Origin of the sequence: Marilutibacter spongiae (assembly GCF_014145325.1) — a bacterium.
GTDB lineage: Bacteria > Pseudomonadota > Gammaproteobacteria > Xanthomonadales > Xanthomonadaceae > Marilutibacter > Marilutibacter spongiae.
On the sequence record NZ_JACHTF010000017.1, the window covers coordinates 62,115 to 80,100 of the forward strand.

Sequence of the window (17,986 nt, forward strand, 5' to 3'; positions counted from 1 at the left end):
GCCAGGCGACGGAACCGGCGGGCCGGCGCGGGGTCAGGCGTCGGCGGGCACCTTGACGCGGAACCAGGCCGCGTAGAGCGCCGGCAGGAAGAACAGGGTCAGCACCGTCGCCACCAGCAGGCCACCCATGATCGCGACCGCCATGGGTCCGAAGAACACGCTGCGCGACAGCGGGATCATCGCCAGGATCGCCGCGAGCGCGGTCAGCACGATCGGCCGGAAACGCCGGACGGTGGCCTCGACGATGGCGCGCCAGGTCTCGTGACCCTCGGCGCGATCCTGCTCGATCTGATCGACCAGGATCACCGAGTTGCGCATGATCATGCCGGCCAGGGCGATGGTGCCGAGCATCGCGACGAAGCCGAACGGCACGCGGAACACCAGCAGGAACAGGGTCACGCCGATCAGCCCCAGCGGCGCCGTCAGCAGCACCATCACGCTGCGCGAGAAGCTGCGCAGCTGCATCATCAGCAGGGTGAACACCACGAACAGGAACAGCGGCACGCCGGCGATGATCGAGTTCTGGCCGCGCGCCGAATCCTCGACGCTGCCGCCGATGTCGATCGAATAGCCGTATGGCAGGGCCTCGCGCAGGCCGTCGAGCGTCGGCGATATCTGCGCCATCACCGTCGCCGGCTGGGTGCCGTCGTAGATGTCCGCGCGCACGGTCATCGTCGGGCGCCGGTCGCGGTGCCAGATGATCCCGTCCTCGAAACCGTACTCCAGCGTCGCCACCTGCCGGATCGGCACGTTGCCGCCGCCCTGCACGGGGATCGCCAGGCTGCCCAGCCCCTCCAGGTCCAGGCGATCGGCGTCGGTGCCGCGCAGGCGCATCTCGATCAGCTCGTTGCCTTCGCGGTAGGTGCTCACGTGCATGCCCGACAGCGCACTGCCGAGGAACTGCGCGATCTGCGCCGAACTCAGGCCGATGGCGCGGGCGCGCTCCTGGTCGATCCGCAGGTTGACCACCTTGCCCGGCTCGTCCCAGTCCAGGTTGACGTTGGCGACGTGCGGGTTGGCCGCGATCTTCGCACGGACGTCGCCGGCGATGCGGCGCACCTCGTCGATGTGCTCGCCCGATACGCGGAACTGCACCGGATAGCCCACCGGCGGCCCGTTCTCCAGCCGCGTGATGCGCAGCTGCAGTTCGGGGAACAGGGGCACCACGTCGGCGATGAACCACTCGCGCACCGCCTCGCGGGCCTCGTTGTCCTTCGGCAGCAGCACGAACTGGGCGAAGTTCGCCGCCGGCAGCTGCTGGTCCAGCGGCAGGTAGAAGCGCGGCGAGCCCGTGCCGACGTAGGCCACGTAGTTGTCCAGGTCCTCGCGCGTGGCCAGGATCGCCTCGAGCTTGCGCGCCTGCGCTTCGGTGGCCTTGAGCGAACTGCCCTCGGCGAGTTCCATGTCGACCATCAGCTCCGGGCGCACCGAGTCGGGGAAGAACTGCTGCGGGACGAAACGGAACAGCAGCACCGACGCCACGAAGGCCGCGACCGTGATCAGGATGACGGTCTTGCGACGACGCACGCACCAGCCCAGCAGGTGGCGGAAGCGGGCGTAGAAGCGGGTGTCGTAAGGATCGTGGTCGCGGCCGTCGTGCGGCGCGGGCGCGATGAAGTCGGCGAAGGCCGGGTGGCGGTCGGCCCAGCGCTGGCGGCGCGCGTGCCAGCGCGCGGCCAGCGACCCGGGCTTCGGCGCGGCGCCATGACCATGGTCGGGCAGCAGCTTGTCGCCCAGGTAGGGAATGAACATCACCGCCGCGATCCACGACACCACCAGGGCAATGGTCACGACCTGGAACAGCGAGCGCGTGTACTCGCCCGTGCTCGAGGCCGCCGTCGCGATCGGCAGGAAGCCGGCGGCGGTGATCAGGGTGCCGGTCAGCATCGGGAAGGCCGTGCTGTCCCAGGCGAAGGCGGCCGCCTTCAGGCGGCTCAGGCCCTGCTCCATCTTGATGGCCATCATCTCCACGGCGATGATCGCGTCGTCGACCAGCAGGCCCAGCGCCAGCACCAGCGCGCCCAGCGAGATCTTGTGCAGGCCCACGCCGAAGAAGGCCATCACCGCGAAGGTCATCGCCAGCACCAGCGGGATCGAAAGGGCCACCACCAGGCCGGTGCGCAGGCCCAGCGAGAGGAAGCTCACCAGCAGCACGATGATCACCGCCTCGGTGAGCACCTTGACGAATTCGCCCACCGAGGCATCGACCGCGGCAGGCTGGTCGGCGACGCGATGCAGTTCCATGCCGGTCGGCAGGGTTTCCTGCAGGCGCGCGAACTCTTCGTCCAGGGTCTTGCCCAGGTCGAGGATGTTGCCGCCGTCGCGCATCGCCACGCCCAGGCCGATCGCGTCCTGGCCCATGTAGCGCATGCGGGGCGCGGCGGGATCGGCGAAGCCGCGTTCCACCTTCGCGAGGTCGTCGAGGCGGAAGGTACGGTCGCCCACGCGGATCGGGAAGGCGCGGATCTCGTCGACCGAGCGGAACCTGCCTTCCACCCGCAGCGGGACGCGGCTGCTGTCGGTCTCGAAGAAGCCAGCCGGCACCATCGCGTTCTGTTGCTCGAGCGCCTGCTGCACGGAGGCCGCCGGCACGCCCAGCGTAGCCAGCTTGTCGTTGGACAGTTCGATCCAGACCTTCTCTTCCTGCACGCCGAACAGCTCGATCTTGCCGACGTCGTCCAGTTCCTGCAGGGCCAGCTGGATGCGCTCGGCATAGTCCTTGAGCACCGCGTAGTCGAAGCCTTCGCCCGTCAGCGCGTAGATGTTGCCGTAGGTGTCGCCGAATTCATCGTTGAAGAAGGGCCCGACCACTTCGGCCGGGAGGGTGGCGCGGATGTCGCCGACCTTCTTGCGCACCTGGTACCACAGCGGTTCGATTTCCTTCGAACGCATGGAGTCCCGGGCCATGAAGATGATCTGCGACTCGCCGGCGCGCGAGTACGAGCGGATGAACTCGTACTCGCCCGTTTCCATGAGCTTCTTCTCGATCCGCTCGGTGACCTGGGTGGATACTTCCTCGGCGGTGGCGCCCGGCCACATCGTCCGGATCACCATGGCCTTGAAGGTGAACTCCGGGTCCTCGCTTCGCCCCAGGTTGAGGTACGAGAAGGTGCCGGCGATCGCGACGACCAGCATCAGGTAGACGACCAGGCTGCGGTGCCGCAGCGCCCATTCGGAGAGATTGAATCGCATGGCGGCTCAGCGCTCCTGCGCCGGCACGGCGGTCGCGGCGGCGCTGTCGGCCTCCGTCGCGCCCGGGCGCACCGGGCGGTTGTCGCGATCCACGGGGGCCACCACCTGTCCGTCCTGCAGCAGGTGGCCACCGGCCGCGACGACCCATTCGTCCGGTTCGAGGCCCTGGGTGATCGCGACGCGACTGGCGCCATAGCGGCCGACTCCGACGGTCCGCCGCTCCAGCTTCGAGCTCGCCGGGTCGACCACATACACCGTCGGCGCGCCGTCGACCTCCAGCAACGCGGCCAGCGGCACGGTCAGCGCGTCGCCGCCGCTGCGATCGAGGTACACGCGCGCACTCTGGCCGAGTTCCACGGCGTCGGTGGCCGCGTCCACGGCAACGCGCGCCGCGTAGGTGCGCGACGCCGGGTCCGCGGCCGGCGACACTTCGCGGATGGTGCCCGGCCAGCGCTTGCCGGGGGCGGACCACAGGCTCACTTCGACGGGCATGCCCGGCTTGACCTGCTCGATCGCGCCCTCCGGCACCGCGAAGGCGATCTCGCGCGGGCCGTCCGCCGCCAGGGTGAAGATGGCCTGGCCCGCCGCGACGACCTGGCCGGCCTCGGCCTGGCGCGCCGCGATCACGCCGTCGGCCGGCGCCTGCAGGCGGGTGTAGGCGGCCTGGTTGTTGGCGACGTCCAGCTCGGCCCGGGCCGCGGTGACCTGTCCCTGCGCGGCGGTGGCCGCGGCGTTCTGCGCGTCGATCGCCGAGCGGCTGACCAGGCGGTCCTCGCCCAGCTTGGCCACGCGCGCCTGGTCGGCGCGGGCCCGCGAGAGTTCGGCCTCGGCCGCGGCGAGCTGGGCGCGCGCGGCGCGGGCGCGGGCCGCGTAATCGTCGCCGTCGAGGATCGCCAGCACCTGGCCCCGCTCCACGCGGTCGCCGACATCGACCCGGCGCTCGACGAGGTTGCCGCCGACGCGGAACGCCAGCGGGCTTTCCTCGCGCGCGCGGACATCGCCGGCGAACGCATCGTCGCCGGCGCCCTGGGCGCTGGGCTGGACCACCAGCACCGGGCGGGCGCTCGCGGCGTCGGGCGAACGGTCGCCGCAGGCGGCGACCGCGATCAGGAGGGAGGCAAGCGCGGCGGCCCGCAGGGCCGGGCCGGGCCGGTACGCTTCCGTTGAACGCAGCTGTTGCATGGATCGTCCTTGGGGGAGGATTAATAAACTGACCGGTACTGTATAAATATAAAACCGAATAGTCTAGTATTGTCTGATGAGCCGTTCCGACGCATCCCCCACCAAGCCCTCCGGCCCCGGTCGCCCCAAGGACCCGGCCAAGCGCGCCGCCATCCTGGAGGCCGCCAAGCGCATGTTCACCCAGCACGGGTTCGACGGCGCCAGCATGGACCAGATCGCCACCGAGGCGGGGGTCTCCAAGCTCACGGTGTACAGCCATTTCGGCGACAAGGAGGGCCTGTTCGGCGCGGCGGTCAAGTCCCATTGCGAGCAGAGCCTGCCCACGACCCTGTTCCATGCCCGCCCCGACATGCCCCTGCGCGAGCGGCTGCTGGAGATCGCCGAGGCGTTCTACGCGATGATCTCCAGCCCCGAGGCGGTCGCCGGGCACCGCATGCTGTGTTCGCCGCAGCTGGCCGAATCGCCGTTGCCGCGGCTGTTCTGGGAAGCCGGACCGATGCGGGTCCAGGACGACTTCGCCGAGCTCCTGCAGCGCCGCATCGAGGCGGGCGAGCTGGCCGTGCCCGACGTGGCGCGGGCGGCGGGCCAGTTCTTCACGCTGCTCAAGGGCGAACCGCATGCGCAGCTGGTCTTCGGCTGCTGCCAGCCCGGCACGGCCGACATCCAGGCCCACCTCGCCGCCTCGGTCGACATGTTCCTCAGCGCCTATGGGGTGCGGGTCGACCACCGGCCCTACTGAACCGGCCATGTGTAGTGGTGACTTATGGCACTAAATCACCTCCCGCGTTGCCGCCATCCTGACCACTCGCGGGCCCCCTCGCCGCCGCTTGCCGGCCGGTCGATTAGAATGATGGGCTGACCGCGTGATACGAGAACGACATGACGACGATGGACTACGCCAAGGCACGTGAACTGATGGTCGAACAGCAGGTTCGGCCCTGGGACGTGCTCGACCCGCGCATTCTGGACGTGCTGTCCACGCTGCCGCGCGAGGCCTTCGTGGCCGAGGCGCACCGCAAGCTGGCTTACTCGGACGTCCCGCTGCCGCTGGCCCATGGCGAGTTCATGATGAAGCCCGTGCTCGAGGGGCGCAGCCTGCAGTCGCTCGACGTGCAGGTGGGCGAGAGCGTCCTCGAGATCGGCACCGGCAGCGGCTTCCTGACCGCCTGCCTGGGCCGCCTGGGCCGCGAGGTCGTCAGCATCGAGCGTCATGCCGACCTGGCCGACGCCGCGCGCGCGCGCCTGGTCGAACAGGGCGTCAACAATGCCAGCGTGGTCCACGCCGATGCGTTCGCCTGGGACAACGGCCGTCGCTTCGACGCCATCTGCGTGACCGGCGCGGTCGACCGCATCCCCGCCCGCTTCATGGAATGGCTCGCCCCGGGCGGCCGCATGTTCGTCATCCGCGGCCGCTCCCCGGCGATGGAAGCCGTCCGCCTGACCTCGGCGCAGGGCGATGCCTGCAACGACGTCAACGCCGCGCGCATCGAATCGTTGTTCGAGATCGACCTCCCCTACCTCGCGGGCGCTGCGCCCGTGCCGACTTTCGAGTTCTAAAGGAAAAAGGAACCCGCATGATCCGCCGCCCCCTCGTTCTCGCCCTCGCCTTCGTGCTGGCCCCCTCGCTGGCATCGGCCGAAGACCTGATGCAGACCTACGAGCTGGCACGCGCCGGCGACCCGCAGTTCTCCGCCGCCGAGGCCAATCGCCTGGCCGTCCGCGAGGGCGCCGTGCAGGCGCGCGCGCAGATGCTGCCGCAGTTGGGCGGTTCGGCCTCGCTCACGCGCAACAAGAGCGACAACGACGGCACCCAGGTGCTCGGCGGCACGCCGATCCCCGGCGGCGCCACCGACTCCAGCAGCGAATCGACCACGCGCCAGTACGGCCTGCGCCTGGACCAGATGATCTTCGACCGCGCCCGCTTCACCACGCTCAAGAGCCAGAAGGCGCTCAGCGAGGCCAGCGACTACCAGCTGGAGTCGGCCGGCGACACCCTCATCACGCGCACCTCGGCCGCCTACTTCACCGTGCTGGTGCAGCTGGAGACCCTGGCCGCCGCGCAGGCCGCCGAGGACGCCGCCAAGAAGCAGTTCGACTACGCCGACAAGCGCCTGGAGGTCGGCCTGGCGCCGATCACCGACGTCTACGAGGCCCGTGCCCAGTACGAGAGCGCGCGTGCCATCACCATCCTCAGCCGCAACACCCTCGAGGACGCCTACCAGGCGCTGGCCGAGATCACCGGCCAGCCGGTGCGCAACCTCAAGGGACTGCCGATGGACTTCCAGCCCGAGCTGCCCAATGCGCTGGGCGCCGAGGACTGGGTGCAGACGGCGATCGACAACAACCCGGCGCTACAGGCCAAGGAATACCAGCTCGCGTCCGCCGAGGCCGACGTCAGCACCGCGCGCGCCGGCCACTGGCCGACCCTGTACCTGGGTGGCAACTACGGCGACACCAACAACGACGGCAGCTCGACGAACAACATCACCCAGGCGACCTCCGACTACGAGAACAACTCGAAGTCGCGCAGCATCGGCATCACCCTCAGCGTGCCGATCTACTCCGGTGGTGGCGTGCAGTCCGGCGTCCGCCAGGCCCTGGCCCGTCGCGACATCGTCCAGGACGAGCTGGTGCAGCAGCGCCGTGCGCTCGAGCGCAACGCCCGCAATGCCTACCAGACCCTGGTCGCCGGGATCAGCGAGGTCGAGGCGCGCCGCCTCGCCCTGGTCTCGGCGCAGAGCGCCTACGACGCCTCCAACGTCGGCCTGGAAGTCGGCACCCGCACCGTGCTCGACGTCCTGCAGAACCAGCGCACCCTCTTCGAGGCGCAGCGCGCGTACGCGGAGGCGCGCTACAACTACCTGCAGAGCCGCCTCCTGCTCGAGCAGGCCGCCGGCACCCTCGATGCCGAGGACGTGATGGACGTCAACCGCCTGTTGACCGCCAACGCCGAAGCCGATGTGAAGCTGTAGGCCGATGCCCGGCGGGCCACCGCCCGCGCGTGCCATCGAACCAAAGGCCGGCGCAAGCCGGCCTTTTTCATTGGTTCTTCTCCCGCCTGAGGGGAGGATGGCGCATCGCCGGTCCCCATGGCCTGCACAAGACGTCATTCCAGCAAACGCTGCGCTGCGATACAGCCTTGGCTTTAACGGGGGCCCCGGGTGCGCTTCGCTTGCGCGGGCTACGCGGCTGGCGATCAGGCGTTCAGGACTTCGTAGGATGGGTAGCGCGAAGCAAAACCCATCACTCATCGTGCATGCAATCCCGCGACGGTGGGTTTCGCCTTCGGCTCTACCCACCCTACGGCGACGCAGCGCCCAAACCCCGTCAGGCAGCCCCTACAAGCCGTCATTCCAGCGAACGCTGGGGTGAGGCGGACCGCTTGCGCGGCACTGCCGCGCGGTCTGGCCGAACGCCCAGCGCCCTGCGCTGGGCCGGGGAGAAATCCCGAGGCTTGCCAAAGTCTGGATTCCAGCGTTCGCTGTGATGGAGAAAGGTGATGGACCAGCAACGTAGGATGGGTAGCGCGAAGCAAAACCCATCATTCAGCGTGCATGCAATCCCGCGACGGTGGATTTCGCCTTCGGCTCTACCCACCCTACGACGACGCAGCAGCCAAACTCCGTCTGGCAGCCCCTACAAGCCGTCATCCCAGCGAACGCTGGGGTGAGGCGGACCGCTTGCGCGGCACTGCCGCGCGGTCTGGCCGAACGCCCAGCGCCCTGCGCTGGGCCGGGGAGAAATCCCGAGGCTTGCCAACGTCTGGATTCCAGCGTTCGCTGTGATGAAGAATGGTGATGGACGAGCACCGCAGGATGGGTAGCGCGAAGCAAAACCCATCATTCAGCGTGCATGCAATCCCGCGACGGTGGGTTTCGCCTTCGGCTCTACCCACCCTACGGCGACGCAGCGCCCAAACCCCGTCAGGCAGCCCCTACAAGCCGTCATCCCAGCGAACGCTGGGGTGAGGCGGACCGCTTGCGCGGCACTGCCGCGCGGTCTGGCCGAACGCCCAGCGCCCTGCGCTGGGCCGGGGAGAACTCCCGAGCCTTGCCAAAGCCTGGATTCCAGCGTTCGCTGTGATGGAGAAAGGTGATGGACCAACAACGCAGGATGGGTAGCGCGAAGCAAAACCCATCATTCATCGTGCATGCAATCCCGCGACGGTGGGTTTCGCCTTCGGCTCTACCCACCCTACGGCGACGCAGCAGCCAAACTCCGTCTGGCAGCCCCTACAAGCCGTCATCCCAGCGAACGCTGGGGTGAGGCGGACCGCTTGCGCGGCACTGCCGCGCGGTCTGGCCGAACGCCCAGCGCCCTGCGCTGGGCCGGGGAGAACTCCCGAGCCTTGCCAAAGTCTGGATTCCAGCGTTCGCTGTGATGGAGAAAGGTGATGGACCAGCAACGTAGGATGGGTAGCGCGAAGCAAAACCCATCATTCAGCGTGCATGCAATCCCGCGACGGTGGGTTTCGCCTTCGGCTCTACCCACCCTACGACGACGCAGCAGCCAAACCCCGTCCCGCAGCCCCGCAGCCGCGCTCAGCCCAGGGGCTGGCTGCGCGGCGTGCCGTCCACCGCGGGCACCGGCGGCAGCGCCGGCTGGATCAGGGCCAGGGTGGTGGCAAGCGCCCCCCGCCCGGATTCGATGAGGGCGTGGCCGGCCTCGACCATGCGCTCGCACTCCGCCGGCGCGTCCAGCAGCGTCAGGACTTCGCGCCCGACCGCGTCGGCGTCCTCGCCGATGCGGATGGCACCGGCCCGGACGAACAGGCGCGAGATCTCCGCGAAGTTGTGCAGGTGCGGGCCGGTCACGATCGCGGTGCCCGCCGCCGCCGGCTCGAGCAGGTTGTGGCCGCCCACCGCTTGCAGGCTCCCGCCCACGAACGCGACGTCGGCCGCCGCGTAGAAGTTCATGAGCTCACCCAGGGTGTCGACCACGAACACGTCGTCCCCGGCCTGCGGCCACCGCGCGCGCGAGCGCGTCGATACCGCCATCCCCGACATCCGCGCGAGTTCGGCCACTACGCGGAAACGCTCGGGATGCCGGGGCACCCAGACCAGCAGCAGGTCGGGATGCCGTTCTCGCAGGCGCCGATGGATCGCCATCACGGCTGCTTCCTCGTCCTCGTGGGTACTGGCGGCGATCCAGACCGGCGCGCCGCCGCGGTACTGCCGGCATTCGGCGGCGAAGGCATCCAGGCCCTCGGGCACCGGTACGTCGAACTTCAGGTTGCCCGACTCCACGACCTGCTCGCTGCGCGCCCCCAGGCGCACGAAGCGCATGGCGTCGGCCACCGATTGCGCGGCGACCGTATGTACGGTCCGCAACGCGCGCGACACGAGTGGCGCGAGCACGCGGTAGCCGCGCAGGGAGCGCTCCGACAGGCGCGCGTTGAGGATGTACACCGGCACGCCGCGGTCGCGGCAGCCGAACAGCAGGTTCGGCCAGAGCTCGGTTTCCATGATCAGCGCGACGCTGGGCCGGTAGTGGTCCAGGAAGCGACCCACCGCGCCGGGCAGGTCGTAGGGCAGGTAGACGTGGTCGATCGCGCCGCCCCAGAGCGCGTTGACGCGCTCGGAACCGGTCGGCGTGATGCTGGTGACCAGCAGCCTCAGGTCCGGACGGGCGCGCCTGAGCGCATTGACCAGCGGCGCGGCGGCATTGACCTCGCCGACCGACACCGCGTGCAGCCAGATCGTGCGCGCCCCCTGCGCCTGGCTGGCCGGGGCGTCGTGGTAGACCGCGTAGCGCTCGGGCCAGCGCATGAAATAGGCCTGCTGGCGAAAGCCCCGCCAGATGAGGTGGTACAGGGTGATCGGCACCAACAGGTAGAGGACGGCCGAGTACAGGCCGCGCAAGAGGCGCTCGATGGAATCACTCCGCATGGCGCAAGGATAGCGAAGCCGCGACCGCCTGCGGGCGGCGCCGCGCCACCGGGGTCGGTAGAATCGCCGGATGCGCGACGACACCCCGCTACCATTGCCACCGATGGGCCCGCGCCACTGGCCGGCCTGGATCGGCGTCGGCGCGATGGCCGCGGCCGGCCGACTGCCGTGGCCGCTCCAGCGCGGCCTGGGCCGGGCGCTCGGCGCGCTGGCCTTCGCGCTGGCCGGGAGTCGCCGGCGGGCGGCGGCGACCAACGTGGCCCTGTGCTTTCCGGAACTGGACGAGCCCGCGCGCAGGCGACTCGTGCGCGAGAGCTTCCGCGACCTGGGCATCGGCTTCCTCGAGTTCGCGCGCGCGTGGTGGGGCACGATCGAGCCCATGCGCCGCCGCGTCAGGATCCAGGGCGTGGAGCAGGTCGAGGCCTTGCGCGCCGGCGGACGCGGCGTGCTGCTGGTCTCCGGCCATTTCATGACCCTGGAGATTTGCGGCCGCCTGATGTGCGATCGCCTCCCGCTGGCCGGCATGTACCGTCGCTACCGCAGCCCGGTGATGGAGTGGGCGGTGCGACGCGGTCGCCAGCGCTACGCGGTGGCGATGTTCGCCAACGAGGAAGTACGACCGGCGATCAAGCACCTCAAGCAGGGCGGCATCCTGTGGTACGCGCCGGACCAGGACATGCGCGGCAAGGACACCGTCTTCGTGCCGTTTTTCGGCGTCCCGGCGGCGACGATCACCGCGACCCACCAGTTCGCACGCCTGTCCAACTGCGCGGTCGTGCCCTTCTTCCACCGGCGCGAGGGCGCGGACTACGTGCTCCGCCTGGGGGCACCGCTGGAAGGGGTGCCCTCGAAGGATCCCGTCGCCGATACCGCCAGGGTCAACGCCGCGATCGAAGCCATGGTGCGCGAAGCGCCCCGCCAGTACCTGTGGATCCACCGCCGGTTCAAGCGCCGGCCGGAAGGCGAGGCCGCACCGTACTGACCGGCCGGGACGGCGCCGCGAGAGCCGGCCTCAGGACGCCGGGCGCGGCTGCTCTGCGTCCCGCGCCAGCAGGCTGCCGGCGTACAGCGCCGCCAGCAGCAGGGTAAGCCCGCCCCAGAACGTCGAGTAGAACGCCAGGTGGGTGTTGAACGGGAAGACCGTGACTGCCAGCGCGAGCATCGCCGGACGCGCCCGACGCCTCGAGGCATCGTCGGCGAACCGCCATGCCCGCCACGCCAGCGCCGCCCCTGCCAGCCACAGCAGCAGACCGAAGCCGCCGGTCTCGCTGAGCACCTCCAGCAGGATCTGGTGGGCATGGAAGGCCGGGCCCTCGCCCCAGGCCGCGACCTCGCCGGGGTTGGGGTCGCACGCCGGGAATGCTTCGCGGAAGCCACGCGCGCCCACGCCATTGAACGGATGCGTGCGCGCCATGCAGGTCGCCGCCCCCCAGATCCGCGCGCGCCCCGACAGGGCGGTGTCGACGCCCGCCTCGTCTCCGGTGAGGGCCTGCGCGGTGCGCTGCACGCGTTCGGCCACCTGCGGCGAGGTCACGCTCAACACCAGCAGCAGCACGCCGCCGAACGCGAACACGCCCAGCAACTTCTTCCAGCCCAGCAGGCGCCAGCCCGACAGCAGCAGCACCAGGCCATAGGTCAGCCACGACGCCCGCGAACCTGCCAGCACGATGACGACGCCGATCGCGGCGGAGGCGACGAGCCAGCCCGCGGTCCCGAAGCGTCGGCCAGCGGCGTAAAGCGCGAAGGGCGACAGGCTGGCGAGCACGAGCCCCAGTTTGAGATTGCACGGCCCAAGCACGCCACTGAGGCGGTCGACGCCGGCGACTTCGTCGGCGCTGCACATGCCATGTCCACTGATCGCATGCTTGACCGCGTCGATGCCGGCGAACAGCGGACTGGTGCCGAGCGCGGCCTGTGCGAGGGCATCGATGGTCCATGCGAACACGATCACCGCCAGGCCGCCGAAGGTGATGCGTCGCCCCCGGGCGTCCGCGACCGCCGATGCCGCCAGCCACAGGAATGGCAGGTAACGCAGGTCGGCGGCGGCTTCCTTCAGCGCGCGCGCCACATCGACCGCATCGAACGAGGACACGAGCTCGGGCAACCAGTAGGCAAAGAACAACACGCTGGTGAGCGCCCAGGCCTGGCCGCTGAGCAGCCGGGTGCCCCCGCGGAAGCGCGAGGCGACCAGCTTGGCCAGCGCGGCCACCGCCCCCAGCACCAGGACCGCCTCGGCGTAGCCCGGCGCCGGCCACAGCACGACGTAGGCCAGGATCCACACCGGGGCCCAGCGCCAGCCGGGGGCATGGGCAGCCGGGTCACGGGCAGTGGCGGGGGTCGCGTCAGTCGATGAGTTCGTCATAGACGGCAAGCGTGGCGTCCTGCATGGCGCGGAGGGTATGGGCGGACATCGTAACGGCTGTGGCGCCGGGCCGGGTCAACAAGCGGCGCGTGGTCGCGTGCAAGGCGCCGGTATCGAACGGCGCGACGGCCCCTTCCGGCTGCAGTTCCATCAGCAACTCGCCGACGCCGCCATGGGCCCAGCCGAGCACCGGGCGGCCGCAGGAAAGCGCTTCGATGACGGTGCGACCGAACGCCTCGGGCTTGCGCGAGACCTGCAACACCAGGTCGCTGGCCGCGTAGGCGCGGGCGACCGCATCGGTGGGCGGCGTGATCGCGAGGGCTTCGCCCACGCCCAGGCCCCTGGCGCTCGCTTCAAGCTCGGCGACATAGGCCTCGCGGCCCGCCTCGCGTGCACCGGGCAGCCACAGGCGCGCATCGCAGCCTTCGCCGCGCAGGGCCGCCAGCAGCCCGATCGCATCGGCATGGCCCTTCAGGCGCGTACCACGGCCGGGCAGCAGGAGCAGCGGCCCGTCGCCGGCGAGCGTCGGGTGCAGGCCCGCCGCCCACACGCGCGCTGCCGGGTCGGGATGCGGCGCAGGCGGGAAATCGGTCGGGTCGATCCCGCGCGGCACGACGCGCAGGCGGGCGGGATCGGTCTCGGGATAGTGGTGCAGGACATAGTCGCGGACGGTACCCGACACGCATATCACGCGCTCGCCGCGGGTCATGACCGCGCTGTAGCGCGACGGCGAGTTCAGCCCATGGACCGTGGTGACGAAGCGCGGCCGCTGCGCGGCGTCGATGCCGCGCAGCGCGCGCCACGCGACCCAGGCAGGCAGGCGCGAACGCGCATGGACGATATCGGCAGCTTCCGCGACCAGCAGGCGCCGGAGCGCGCCGGCCTTGAACAGGGTGAGCGGCGACTTGCGGCCGATGTCCATGCGTACGTGCTCGGCGCCCAGGGCTTGCAACCGTGGGACCAGGCGTCCGCCGTCGGACACGACCAGGGCACGATGGCCGGCGCGCACCAGCGCCTGTGCGATCTCCAGGGTCGAGCGCTCGACGCCACCGGATTCGAGCGCCGGCAGCACCTGGACCACGGTCAACCGGGCCATGCCGGACTCGACGCTGTGGGCACGGGGCGACGATGCACGGCCGGCCCACCACAAGGGGGCGTCCGCCGACGCTCGACGCCGCGTACTTGCCGCGGTTGGGCGGTGGGATCCGGCCGCGGCGCAGGCAAGCCGGCGGTCGCTCAGTCCTGCAGGACGAAGTGCGCGCCGCAATACGGGCACTGCACCTCGCCTTCGGCTTCGATCGGCAGGTAGACCCGCGGGTGCGAATTCCACAGCGCCATGGAGGGCGTCGGGCAGCTCAGCGGCAGGTCCGCGCGGGTGACGCTGTAACGCTGCTCGGCGTTGGCCTGGGTGGTGTGGGTGCTGGGGGCGGCGGTCATGTCGGCGTACGCTGGCGGGTATCGCGGGAGGGCGCCAGTCTAGCAGTCCGGGCGCGCGGGGGCACCGCGCGCCCGTGCTTTCAGGCCGGCAGGTCGAACAGCAGGGCCGTGGCATCGCCGTCGGCGGACAGGTCCAGGCGCGCGGACTCGTCTGCGACGCCCAGCGCGTCCCCCGCCGACAATGCATGGCCGGCATCGCCGATGCTGGCGCTGGCCCGGCCACGGGCCAGGTGCAGCCAGTAGCGCCGGCCCGGCTGGAACGGATACTGGATCGCATCGCCCGCCGCCAGGCGGGCTTCCATCAGGCGCGCGTCCTGGCGGATGGCGATGCTGCCGTCCGCGCCGTCGGGCGAGGCCAGCAGGTTCCAGCGACCGCTGGCGCCGGTGTCCGCGTCCCGTTGCGCGTAGGCAGGCAGTGCGTTGACGCGGTCGGGTTGCAGCCAGATCTGCAGGAAATGCACCGGCTCGCTGTCGGAGGCATTGAACTCGCTGTGCTCGACGCCGTGGCCGGCCCCCATCCATTGCAGCTCGCCGGGACGGATGACCCCGCCGCCGCCGCTGCTGTCCTTGTGCGCCAGCGCCCCTTCCAGCACGTAGCTGAGGATTTCCATGTTGGCGTGGCCGTGGGTGGGGAAGCCCGCGCCGGGAGCGACGCGGTCCTCGTTGATCACCCGCAACGCGCCGAAACCCATCCAGGCCGGATCGTAGTAGTGGCCGAACGAGAAGCTGTGACGGCTGTCCAGCCAGCCGGCCTCCACGTGGCCCCGGTCGCCGGATCGACGTTCGATGATCATGGTCGGCGTCCCGGCAACCTTACTTGGTCGCGCCGGCGTCGGGCTTGGGTACCATCGCCTCGACGGTGATGCGGATCTGCACCTGGTCGCTGACGTTGGGCGCGTACTTGTCGACGCCGAAGTCGCTGCGCTTGATCACCGCCGTCGCGTCGAAGCCCGCGGCTTCGCGCTTGCCCAGGGGGTGCACGCCCAGCTTGTTGATGGTCGTGTCGAGGAGCACTTCGCGGGTCACGCCATGCAGGCTCAGGTCGCCCCAGATGCGCAGCTTGTTGTCGCCAGCGGCTTCGACGCGAGTGCTCTTGAAGGTGATCTCGGGGTAGGTCGCCGCATCGAAGAAGTCGGCGCTGCGCAGGTGGTCGTTGAAGTCCGGCACGTGCGACTCCAGGCCGCTCAGCGGAATGGTGACCGACACCGACGACTGGCCGACGTTGTCGGCGTCGTAGGTGATCGTGCCGTCCACGTCGCCGAAATGGGCGATCGGGTTGGAGAAGCCGAAGTGGCTCCAGGAGGCGACCACGTCGGTGTGGTTGGGGTCGATGTCGTAGCTCACCGGCGCGGCGAACGCGGCGGCGCTGGCGACGGAGAGGGCGGTGCCCAGCAGGATTCGCTTCAGCATGGTGTTGGCTCCAGGGAGGGGGTCGGTCGAAAGGGTCAGACGATGCGCGCGGCTTCGTCGAAGGAAAGGCGCGGCGAACGCGGGAACAGCTTGGCGGTGTCGCCGTGGCCGAGGTTGATCAGGAAATTGGACTTGAAGGGGGTGCCGGCGAAGAAGGTTTCGTCCACCTTGGCGTTGTCGAAACCCGACATCGGGCCGGTGTCCAGGCCCAGGGCGCGGGCCGCCAGCAGCAGGTAGGCGCCCTGCAGGCTGCCGTTGCGGAACGCGGCCTCGTGGCGGCCCTCGCGCGGCCCCTCGAACCAGCTCTTGGCATCGGTATGCGGGAACAGGACCGGCAGCTTCTCGTGGAAATCGGGGTCGAAGCCGACGATGACGGTCACCGGCGCGGCCAGGGTCTTGGCGCGGTTGCCCTCGTCCATCGCAGGCGCGAGCCGGGCCTTGGCTTCTTCGGACTTCACGAACACCAGGCGCATCGGGCTCATGTTGGCGCTGGTCGGGCCCCACTTGGCCAGGTCGTAGAGCTGGTGCAGGGTCTCGTCGCTGACCTCGCCCCCAAGCTCGTTGTGGGTGCGGGCGGTGCGGAAGAGCTGGTCGAGCGAAGCGTCTGGCAAGGTCCTGGACATCAAGGTCTCCATGTCGGGAAGTCGGCGGTCGGCGGCGGTTTCCGGCGCTCCCTGACATTGGATTCGCAGGAGAGGCGCCGCAGGTAACGGGGTGAAGTGTAGAGTCTGGCTGTCGTGGCGCCGTCGACACGACCAGAACGGATTAATCACACCCATGCAACAAAGGCGGGAATCACCCACGATGGACGACAGCACGTGGACGCTGACCGACGGGCACGCGGGCAACCGGCGCCAGGCCGAGGCGCTGGCCGCCGCCCTCGGCCGCGACGCCCGTGCGTGGACGCTGGATGCGCGGACACCCTGGCGCTGGGCATCGCCCCGGCGCCTGCCCGGCAGCCGCCACGCCTTCGGGCCGGACTTCGCCCAGGCCCTGCGCCTCGGCCGGGCGGCCCTGCCCGACCTCGCCATCGGTTGCGGCCGCCAGGCGGCCCTGGCCACGCGCCTGCTGCATGCCCATGGCTGCCGCACCGTGCAGATCCTCGACCCGCGGATCGCGTCCCGGCATTTCGACCTGGTCGTCGCGCCCAGCCACGACGGCCTGGAAGGCCGCAACGTGATCAGCCTGCTGGGAAGCCTGCATCCGGTCGACGACCTCTGGCTGGCCGCGGCCCGACGGGAGTTCGCCGCCCTGGGCGAGCTGCCCGGCCCCCGCACGGCGTTGCTGCTGGGCGGCCCGAGCGACCACGCGCGGCATGCCGCCGGCGACTGGGAAGCCCTGCTCGACCGCGTGGCCGGAGTGGTCCGCGAGGAGGGCGGCAGCGTGCTGGCGACGGCCTCGCGGCGCACGCCACCGGCCGTGGTCGCGCGCATGCGCGAACGCCTGGGCTGGCTGCCCGGCATCGCCTGGGCCGGTGCCGAAGATGGCCCGAACCCCTATGCCGGCCTGCTCGGCTGGGCCGACCGCATCGTCTGCACCGCCGACTCGGTCAACATGCTGTCGGAGGCCTGCGCGACCGACGTGCCGGTCCATGCCGCAGGCATCGACGGACTGCGCGGACGCCCGCGCCGGTTCGCCGAAAGCCTGCTGGGCCTGGGGCGCGTGCGTCCGCTCGATGGCGGACTGTCGTCCTGGCCGGTCACGCCGCTCCGGGAAACCGCGCGCGTCGCGCGGGACGTGGCGGCCCGGCTGGGCCTTTGAGCGAGCCGGCATCGCAGGCCGGCCTTCGCGCTCATCGGCGGCTTTCGGTCGCCAGCCGCAGGGCCAGTCCGCCCAGCACCGCGCCCATCAGCCAACGCTGCATGCGCACCCAGCCGGGATGGCGGGCCAGGAACCGCGCCATCGAGCCGGCGGCCAGCACGATCGCCGCATTGACCAGCAGGCTGATCGCGATCTGCAGCGAGCCCAGCACCAGCAGCTGGCCGAGCACGCCACCAGCGGCCGGGTCGATGAACTGCGGCAGCAGCGACAGGTACAGGACCGCCGCCTTGGGGTTGAGCAGGTTGGTGAACAGCCCCATCAGGAACAGCCGACCGGGGCCGTCGCGGGCGCCGCCGGTCGCATCGGCAGCGGCCTCGAAGGGCGCGCGTGCACCGGGCCTGAGCGCCTGCCAGGCCAGGTACAGCAGGTACAGGGCGCCGGTGATGCGCAGCGCATCGTAGGCATGGGGCACGGTCATCACCAGCGCGGTGATGCCGAAGGCCGCGCACAGCATGTAGAAAACGAAGCCCAGCGCGACCCCGGCCAGCGAGGTCAGCCCCGCCCTCGGGCCCTGGCTGATGGAGCGCGAGATCAGGTAGAGCATGTTGGGGCCGGGCACCAGGACCATGCCCAGGGCGACGAACGCGAACGCCAGCAGGTGGGACGGATCGGGCATGGGGGCCTCGCGTGCGGGCGGAGCGGGACGCGCGGCGCGGTGCGCCGCGGCCGGCGAAGTATAGCCGCCGAAGCGACG

Annotated in this window: 15 protein-coding genes; 5 read left to right on the top strand and 10 right to left on the bottom strand. The window is 70.4% G+C overall.

Features of this window, described 5'->3' with window-relative positions; translation table 11 throughout:
- Window positions 1-33: 33 nt before the first annotated feature.
- Window positions 34-3,192, bottom strand: coding sequence for an efflux RND transporter permease subunit (locus H4F98_RS14020; protein ID WP_182688457.1), 3,159 nt, complete (start codon window positions 3,190-3,192; stop codon window positions 34-36).
- 6 nt (window positions 3,193-3,198) lie between these two features.
- Window positions 3,199-4,374: an efflux RND transporter periplasmic adaptor subunit gene (locus H4F98_RS14025; protein WP_182688458.1), complete on the bottom strand. Its 1,176-nt coding sequence runs from the start codon at window positions 4,372-4,374 to the stop codon at window positions 3,199-3,201.
- A 76-nt stretch (window positions 4,375-4,450) separates the two neighbouring features.
- On the opposite strand from H4F98_RS14025, the gene H4F98_RS14030 reads away from it, so the two are divergent.
- The 3 genes from H4F98_RS14030 to H4F98_RS14040 all read left to right on the top strand — a co-directional run bounded on the left by H4F98_RS14030 (window position 4,451) and on the right by H4F98_RS14040 (window position 7,346).
- Window positions 4,451-5,113: a TetR/AcrR family transcriptional regulator gene (locus tag H4F98_RS14030; protein ID WP_182688459.1), complete on the top strand. Its 663-nt coding sequence runs from the start codon at window positions 4,451-4,453 to the stop codon at window positions 5,111-5,113.
- A gap of 140 nt (window positions 5,114-5,253) precedes the next feature.
- Entirely contained in the window at window positions 5,254-5,931 is a 678-nt protein-coding gene (locus H4F98_RS14035) for a protein-L-isoaspartate O-methyltransferase family protein (RefSeq protein WP_182688460.1), read from the top strand.
- A gap of 17 nt (window positions 5,932-5,948) precedes the next feature.
- Entirely contained in the window at window positions 5,949-7,346 is a 1,398-nt protein-coding gene (locus H4F98_RS14040) for a TolC family outer membrane protein (protein ID WP_182688461.1), read from the top strand.
- Between the two features lie 1,569 nt (window positions 7,347-8,915).
- Here the strand turns inward: H4F98_RS14040 and waaA are convergent.
- Entirely contained in the window at window positions 8,916-10,262 is a 1,347-nt protein-coding gene (gene waaA, locus H4F98_RS14045; protein ID WP_182688462.1) for a lipid IV(A) 3-deoxy-D-manno-octulosonic acid transferase, read from the bottom strand.
- A gap of 70 nt (window positions 10,263-10,332) precedes the next feature.
- On the opposite strand from waaA, the gene lpxL reads away from it, so the two are divergent.
- The gene (gene lpxL, locus H4F98_RS14050) at window positions 10,333-11,244 is read left to right on the top strand and encodes an LpxL/LpxP family Kdo(2)-lipid IV(A) lauroyl/palmitoleoyl acyltransferase (protein ID WP_182688463.1); all 912 of its coding nucleotides are present in this window, start codon (window positions 10,333-10,335) and stop codon (window positions 11,242-11,244) included.
- Between the two features lie 30 nt (window positions 11,245-11,274).
- Here the strand turns inward: lpxL and H4F98_RS14055 are convergent, their stop codons facing one another.
- The 6 genes from H4F98_RS14055 to H4F98_RS14080 form a co-directional block, all read right to left on the bottom strand.
- Window positions 11,275-12,624 carry an O-antigen ligase family protein gene (locus H4F98_RS14055; protein WP_182688464.1) on the bottom strand — a complete coding sequence of 450 codons (1,350 nt, stop codon included), beginning with the start codon at window positions 12,622-12,624 and terminating at the stop codon, window positions 11,275-11,277.
- Window positions 12,605-13,720 carry a glycosyltransferase gene (locus H4F98_RS14060; RefSeq protein WP_182688465.1) on the bottom strand — a complete coding sequence of 372 codons (1,116 nt, stop codon included), beginning with the start codon at window positions 13,718-13,720 and terminating at the stop codon, window positions 12,605-12,607. The genes H4F98_RS14055 and H4F98_RS14060 overlap by 20 nt, the downstream gene beginning before the upstream one ends.
- A 140-nt stretch (window positions 13,721-13,860) precedes the next feature.
- Entirely contained in the window at window positions 13,861-14,061 is a 201-nt protein-coding gene (locus H4F98_RS14065; protein WP_182688466.1) for a zinc-finger domain-containing protein, read from the bottom strand.
- Between the two features lie 80 nt (window positions 14,062-14,141).
- Entirely contained in the window at window positions 14,142-14,855 is a 714-nt protein-coding gene (locus H4F98_RS14070; RefSeq protein ID WP_182688467.1) for a pirin family protein, read from the bottom strand.
- Window positions 14,856-14,874: 19 nt separating this feature from the next.
- Window positions 14,875-15,471 (bottom strand): YceI family protein, encoded by a 597-nt coding sequence (locus tag H4F98_RS14075; RefSeq protein ID WP_182688468.1) that lies wholly within the window; start codon window positions 15,469-15,471, stop codon window positions 14,875-14,877.
- A gap of 35 nt (window positions 15,472-15,506) precedes the next feature.
- Entirely contained in the window at window positions 15,507-16,094 is a 588-nt protein-coding gene (locus H4F98_RS14080) for a malonic semialdehyde reductase (protein WP_182688469.1), read from the bottom strand.
- 181 nt (window positions 16,095-16,275) lie between these two features.
- Here H4F98_RS14080 and H4F98_RS14085 point away from each other — a divergent pair, with 181 nt between their 5' ends.
- The gene (locus H4F98_RS14085) at window positions 16,276-17,232 is read left to right on the top strand and encodes a mitochondrial fission ELM1 family protein (RefSeq protein WP_182688470.1); all 957 of its coding nucleotides are present in this window, start codon (window positions 16,276-16,278) and stop codon (window positions 17,230-17,232) included.
- Between the two features lie 31 nt (window positions 17,233-17,263).
- On the opposite strand, the gene H4F98_RS14090 is transcribed toward H4F98_RS14085, so the two are convergent.
- Window positions 17,264-17,908, bottom strand: a complete 645-nt coding sequence (locus H4F98_RS14090) for a LysE family translocator (protein ID WP_182688471.1) — start codon at window positions 17,906-17,908, stop codon at window positions 17,264-17,266.
- Window positions 17,909-17,986: the final 78 nt, after the last annotated feature.

Coding starts and splice junctions, on each gene's coding strand:
- H4F98_RS14065 (WP_182688466.1), bottom strand. CDS start 14,061: ATGACCGCCGCCCCCAGCACCCACACCACCCAGGCCAACGCCGAGCAG.
- waaA (WP_182688462.1), bottom strand. CDS start 10,262: ATGCGGAGTGATTCCATCGAGCGCCTCTTGCGCGGCCTGTACTCGGCC.
- H4F98_RS14060 (WP_182688465.1), bottom strand. CDS start 13,720: ATGGCCCGGTTGACCGTGGTCCAGGTGCTGCCGGCGCTCGAATCCGGT.
- H4F98_RS14080 (WP_182688469.1), bottom strand. CDS start 16,094: ATGTCCAGGACCTTGCCAGACGCTTCGCTCGACCAGCTCTTCCGCACC.
- lpxL (WP_182688463.1), top strand. CDS start 10,333: ATGCGCGACGACACCCCGCTACCATTGCCACCGATGGGCCCGCGCCAC.
- H4F98_RS14035 (WP_182688460.1), top strand. CDS start 5,254: ATGACGACGATGGACTACGCCAAGGCACGTGAACTGATGGTCGAACAG.
- H4F98_RS14040 (WP_182688461.1), top strand. CDS start 5,949: ATGATCCGCCGCCCCCTCGTTCTCGCCCTCGCCTTCGTGCTGGCCCCC.
- H4F98_RS14055 (WP_182688464.1), bottom strand. CDS start 12,624: ATGACGAACTCATCGACTGACGCGACCCCCGCCACTGCCCGTGACCCG.
- H4F98_RS14085 (WP_182688470.1), top strand. CDS start 16,276: ATGGACGACAGCACGTGGACGCTGACCGACGGGCACGCGGGCAACCGG.
- H4F98_RS14070 (WP_182688467.1), bottom strand. CDS start 14,855: ATGATCATCGAACGTCGATCCGGCGACCGGGGCCACGTGGAGGCCGGC.
- H4F98_RS14025 (WP_182688458.1), bottom strand. CDS start 4,374: ATGCAACAGCTGCGTTCAACGGAAGCGTACCGGCCCGGCCCGGCCCTG.
- H4F98_RS14030 (WP_182688459.1), top strand. CDS start 4,451: ATGAGCCGTTCCGACGCATCCCCCACCAAGCCCTCCGGCCCCGGTCGC.
- H4F98_RS14090 (WP_182688471.1), bottom strand. CDS start 17,908: ATGCCCGATCCGTCCCACCTGCTGGCGTTCGCGTTCGTCGCCCTGGGC.
- H4F98_RS14020 (WP_182688457.1), bottom strand. CDS start 3,192: ATGCGATTCAATCTCTCCGAATGGGCGCTGCGGCACCGCAGCCTGGTC.
- H4F98_RS14075 (WP_182688468.1), bottom strand. CDS start 15,471: ATGCTGAAGCGAATCCTGCTGGGCACCGCCCTCTCCGTCGCCAGCGCC.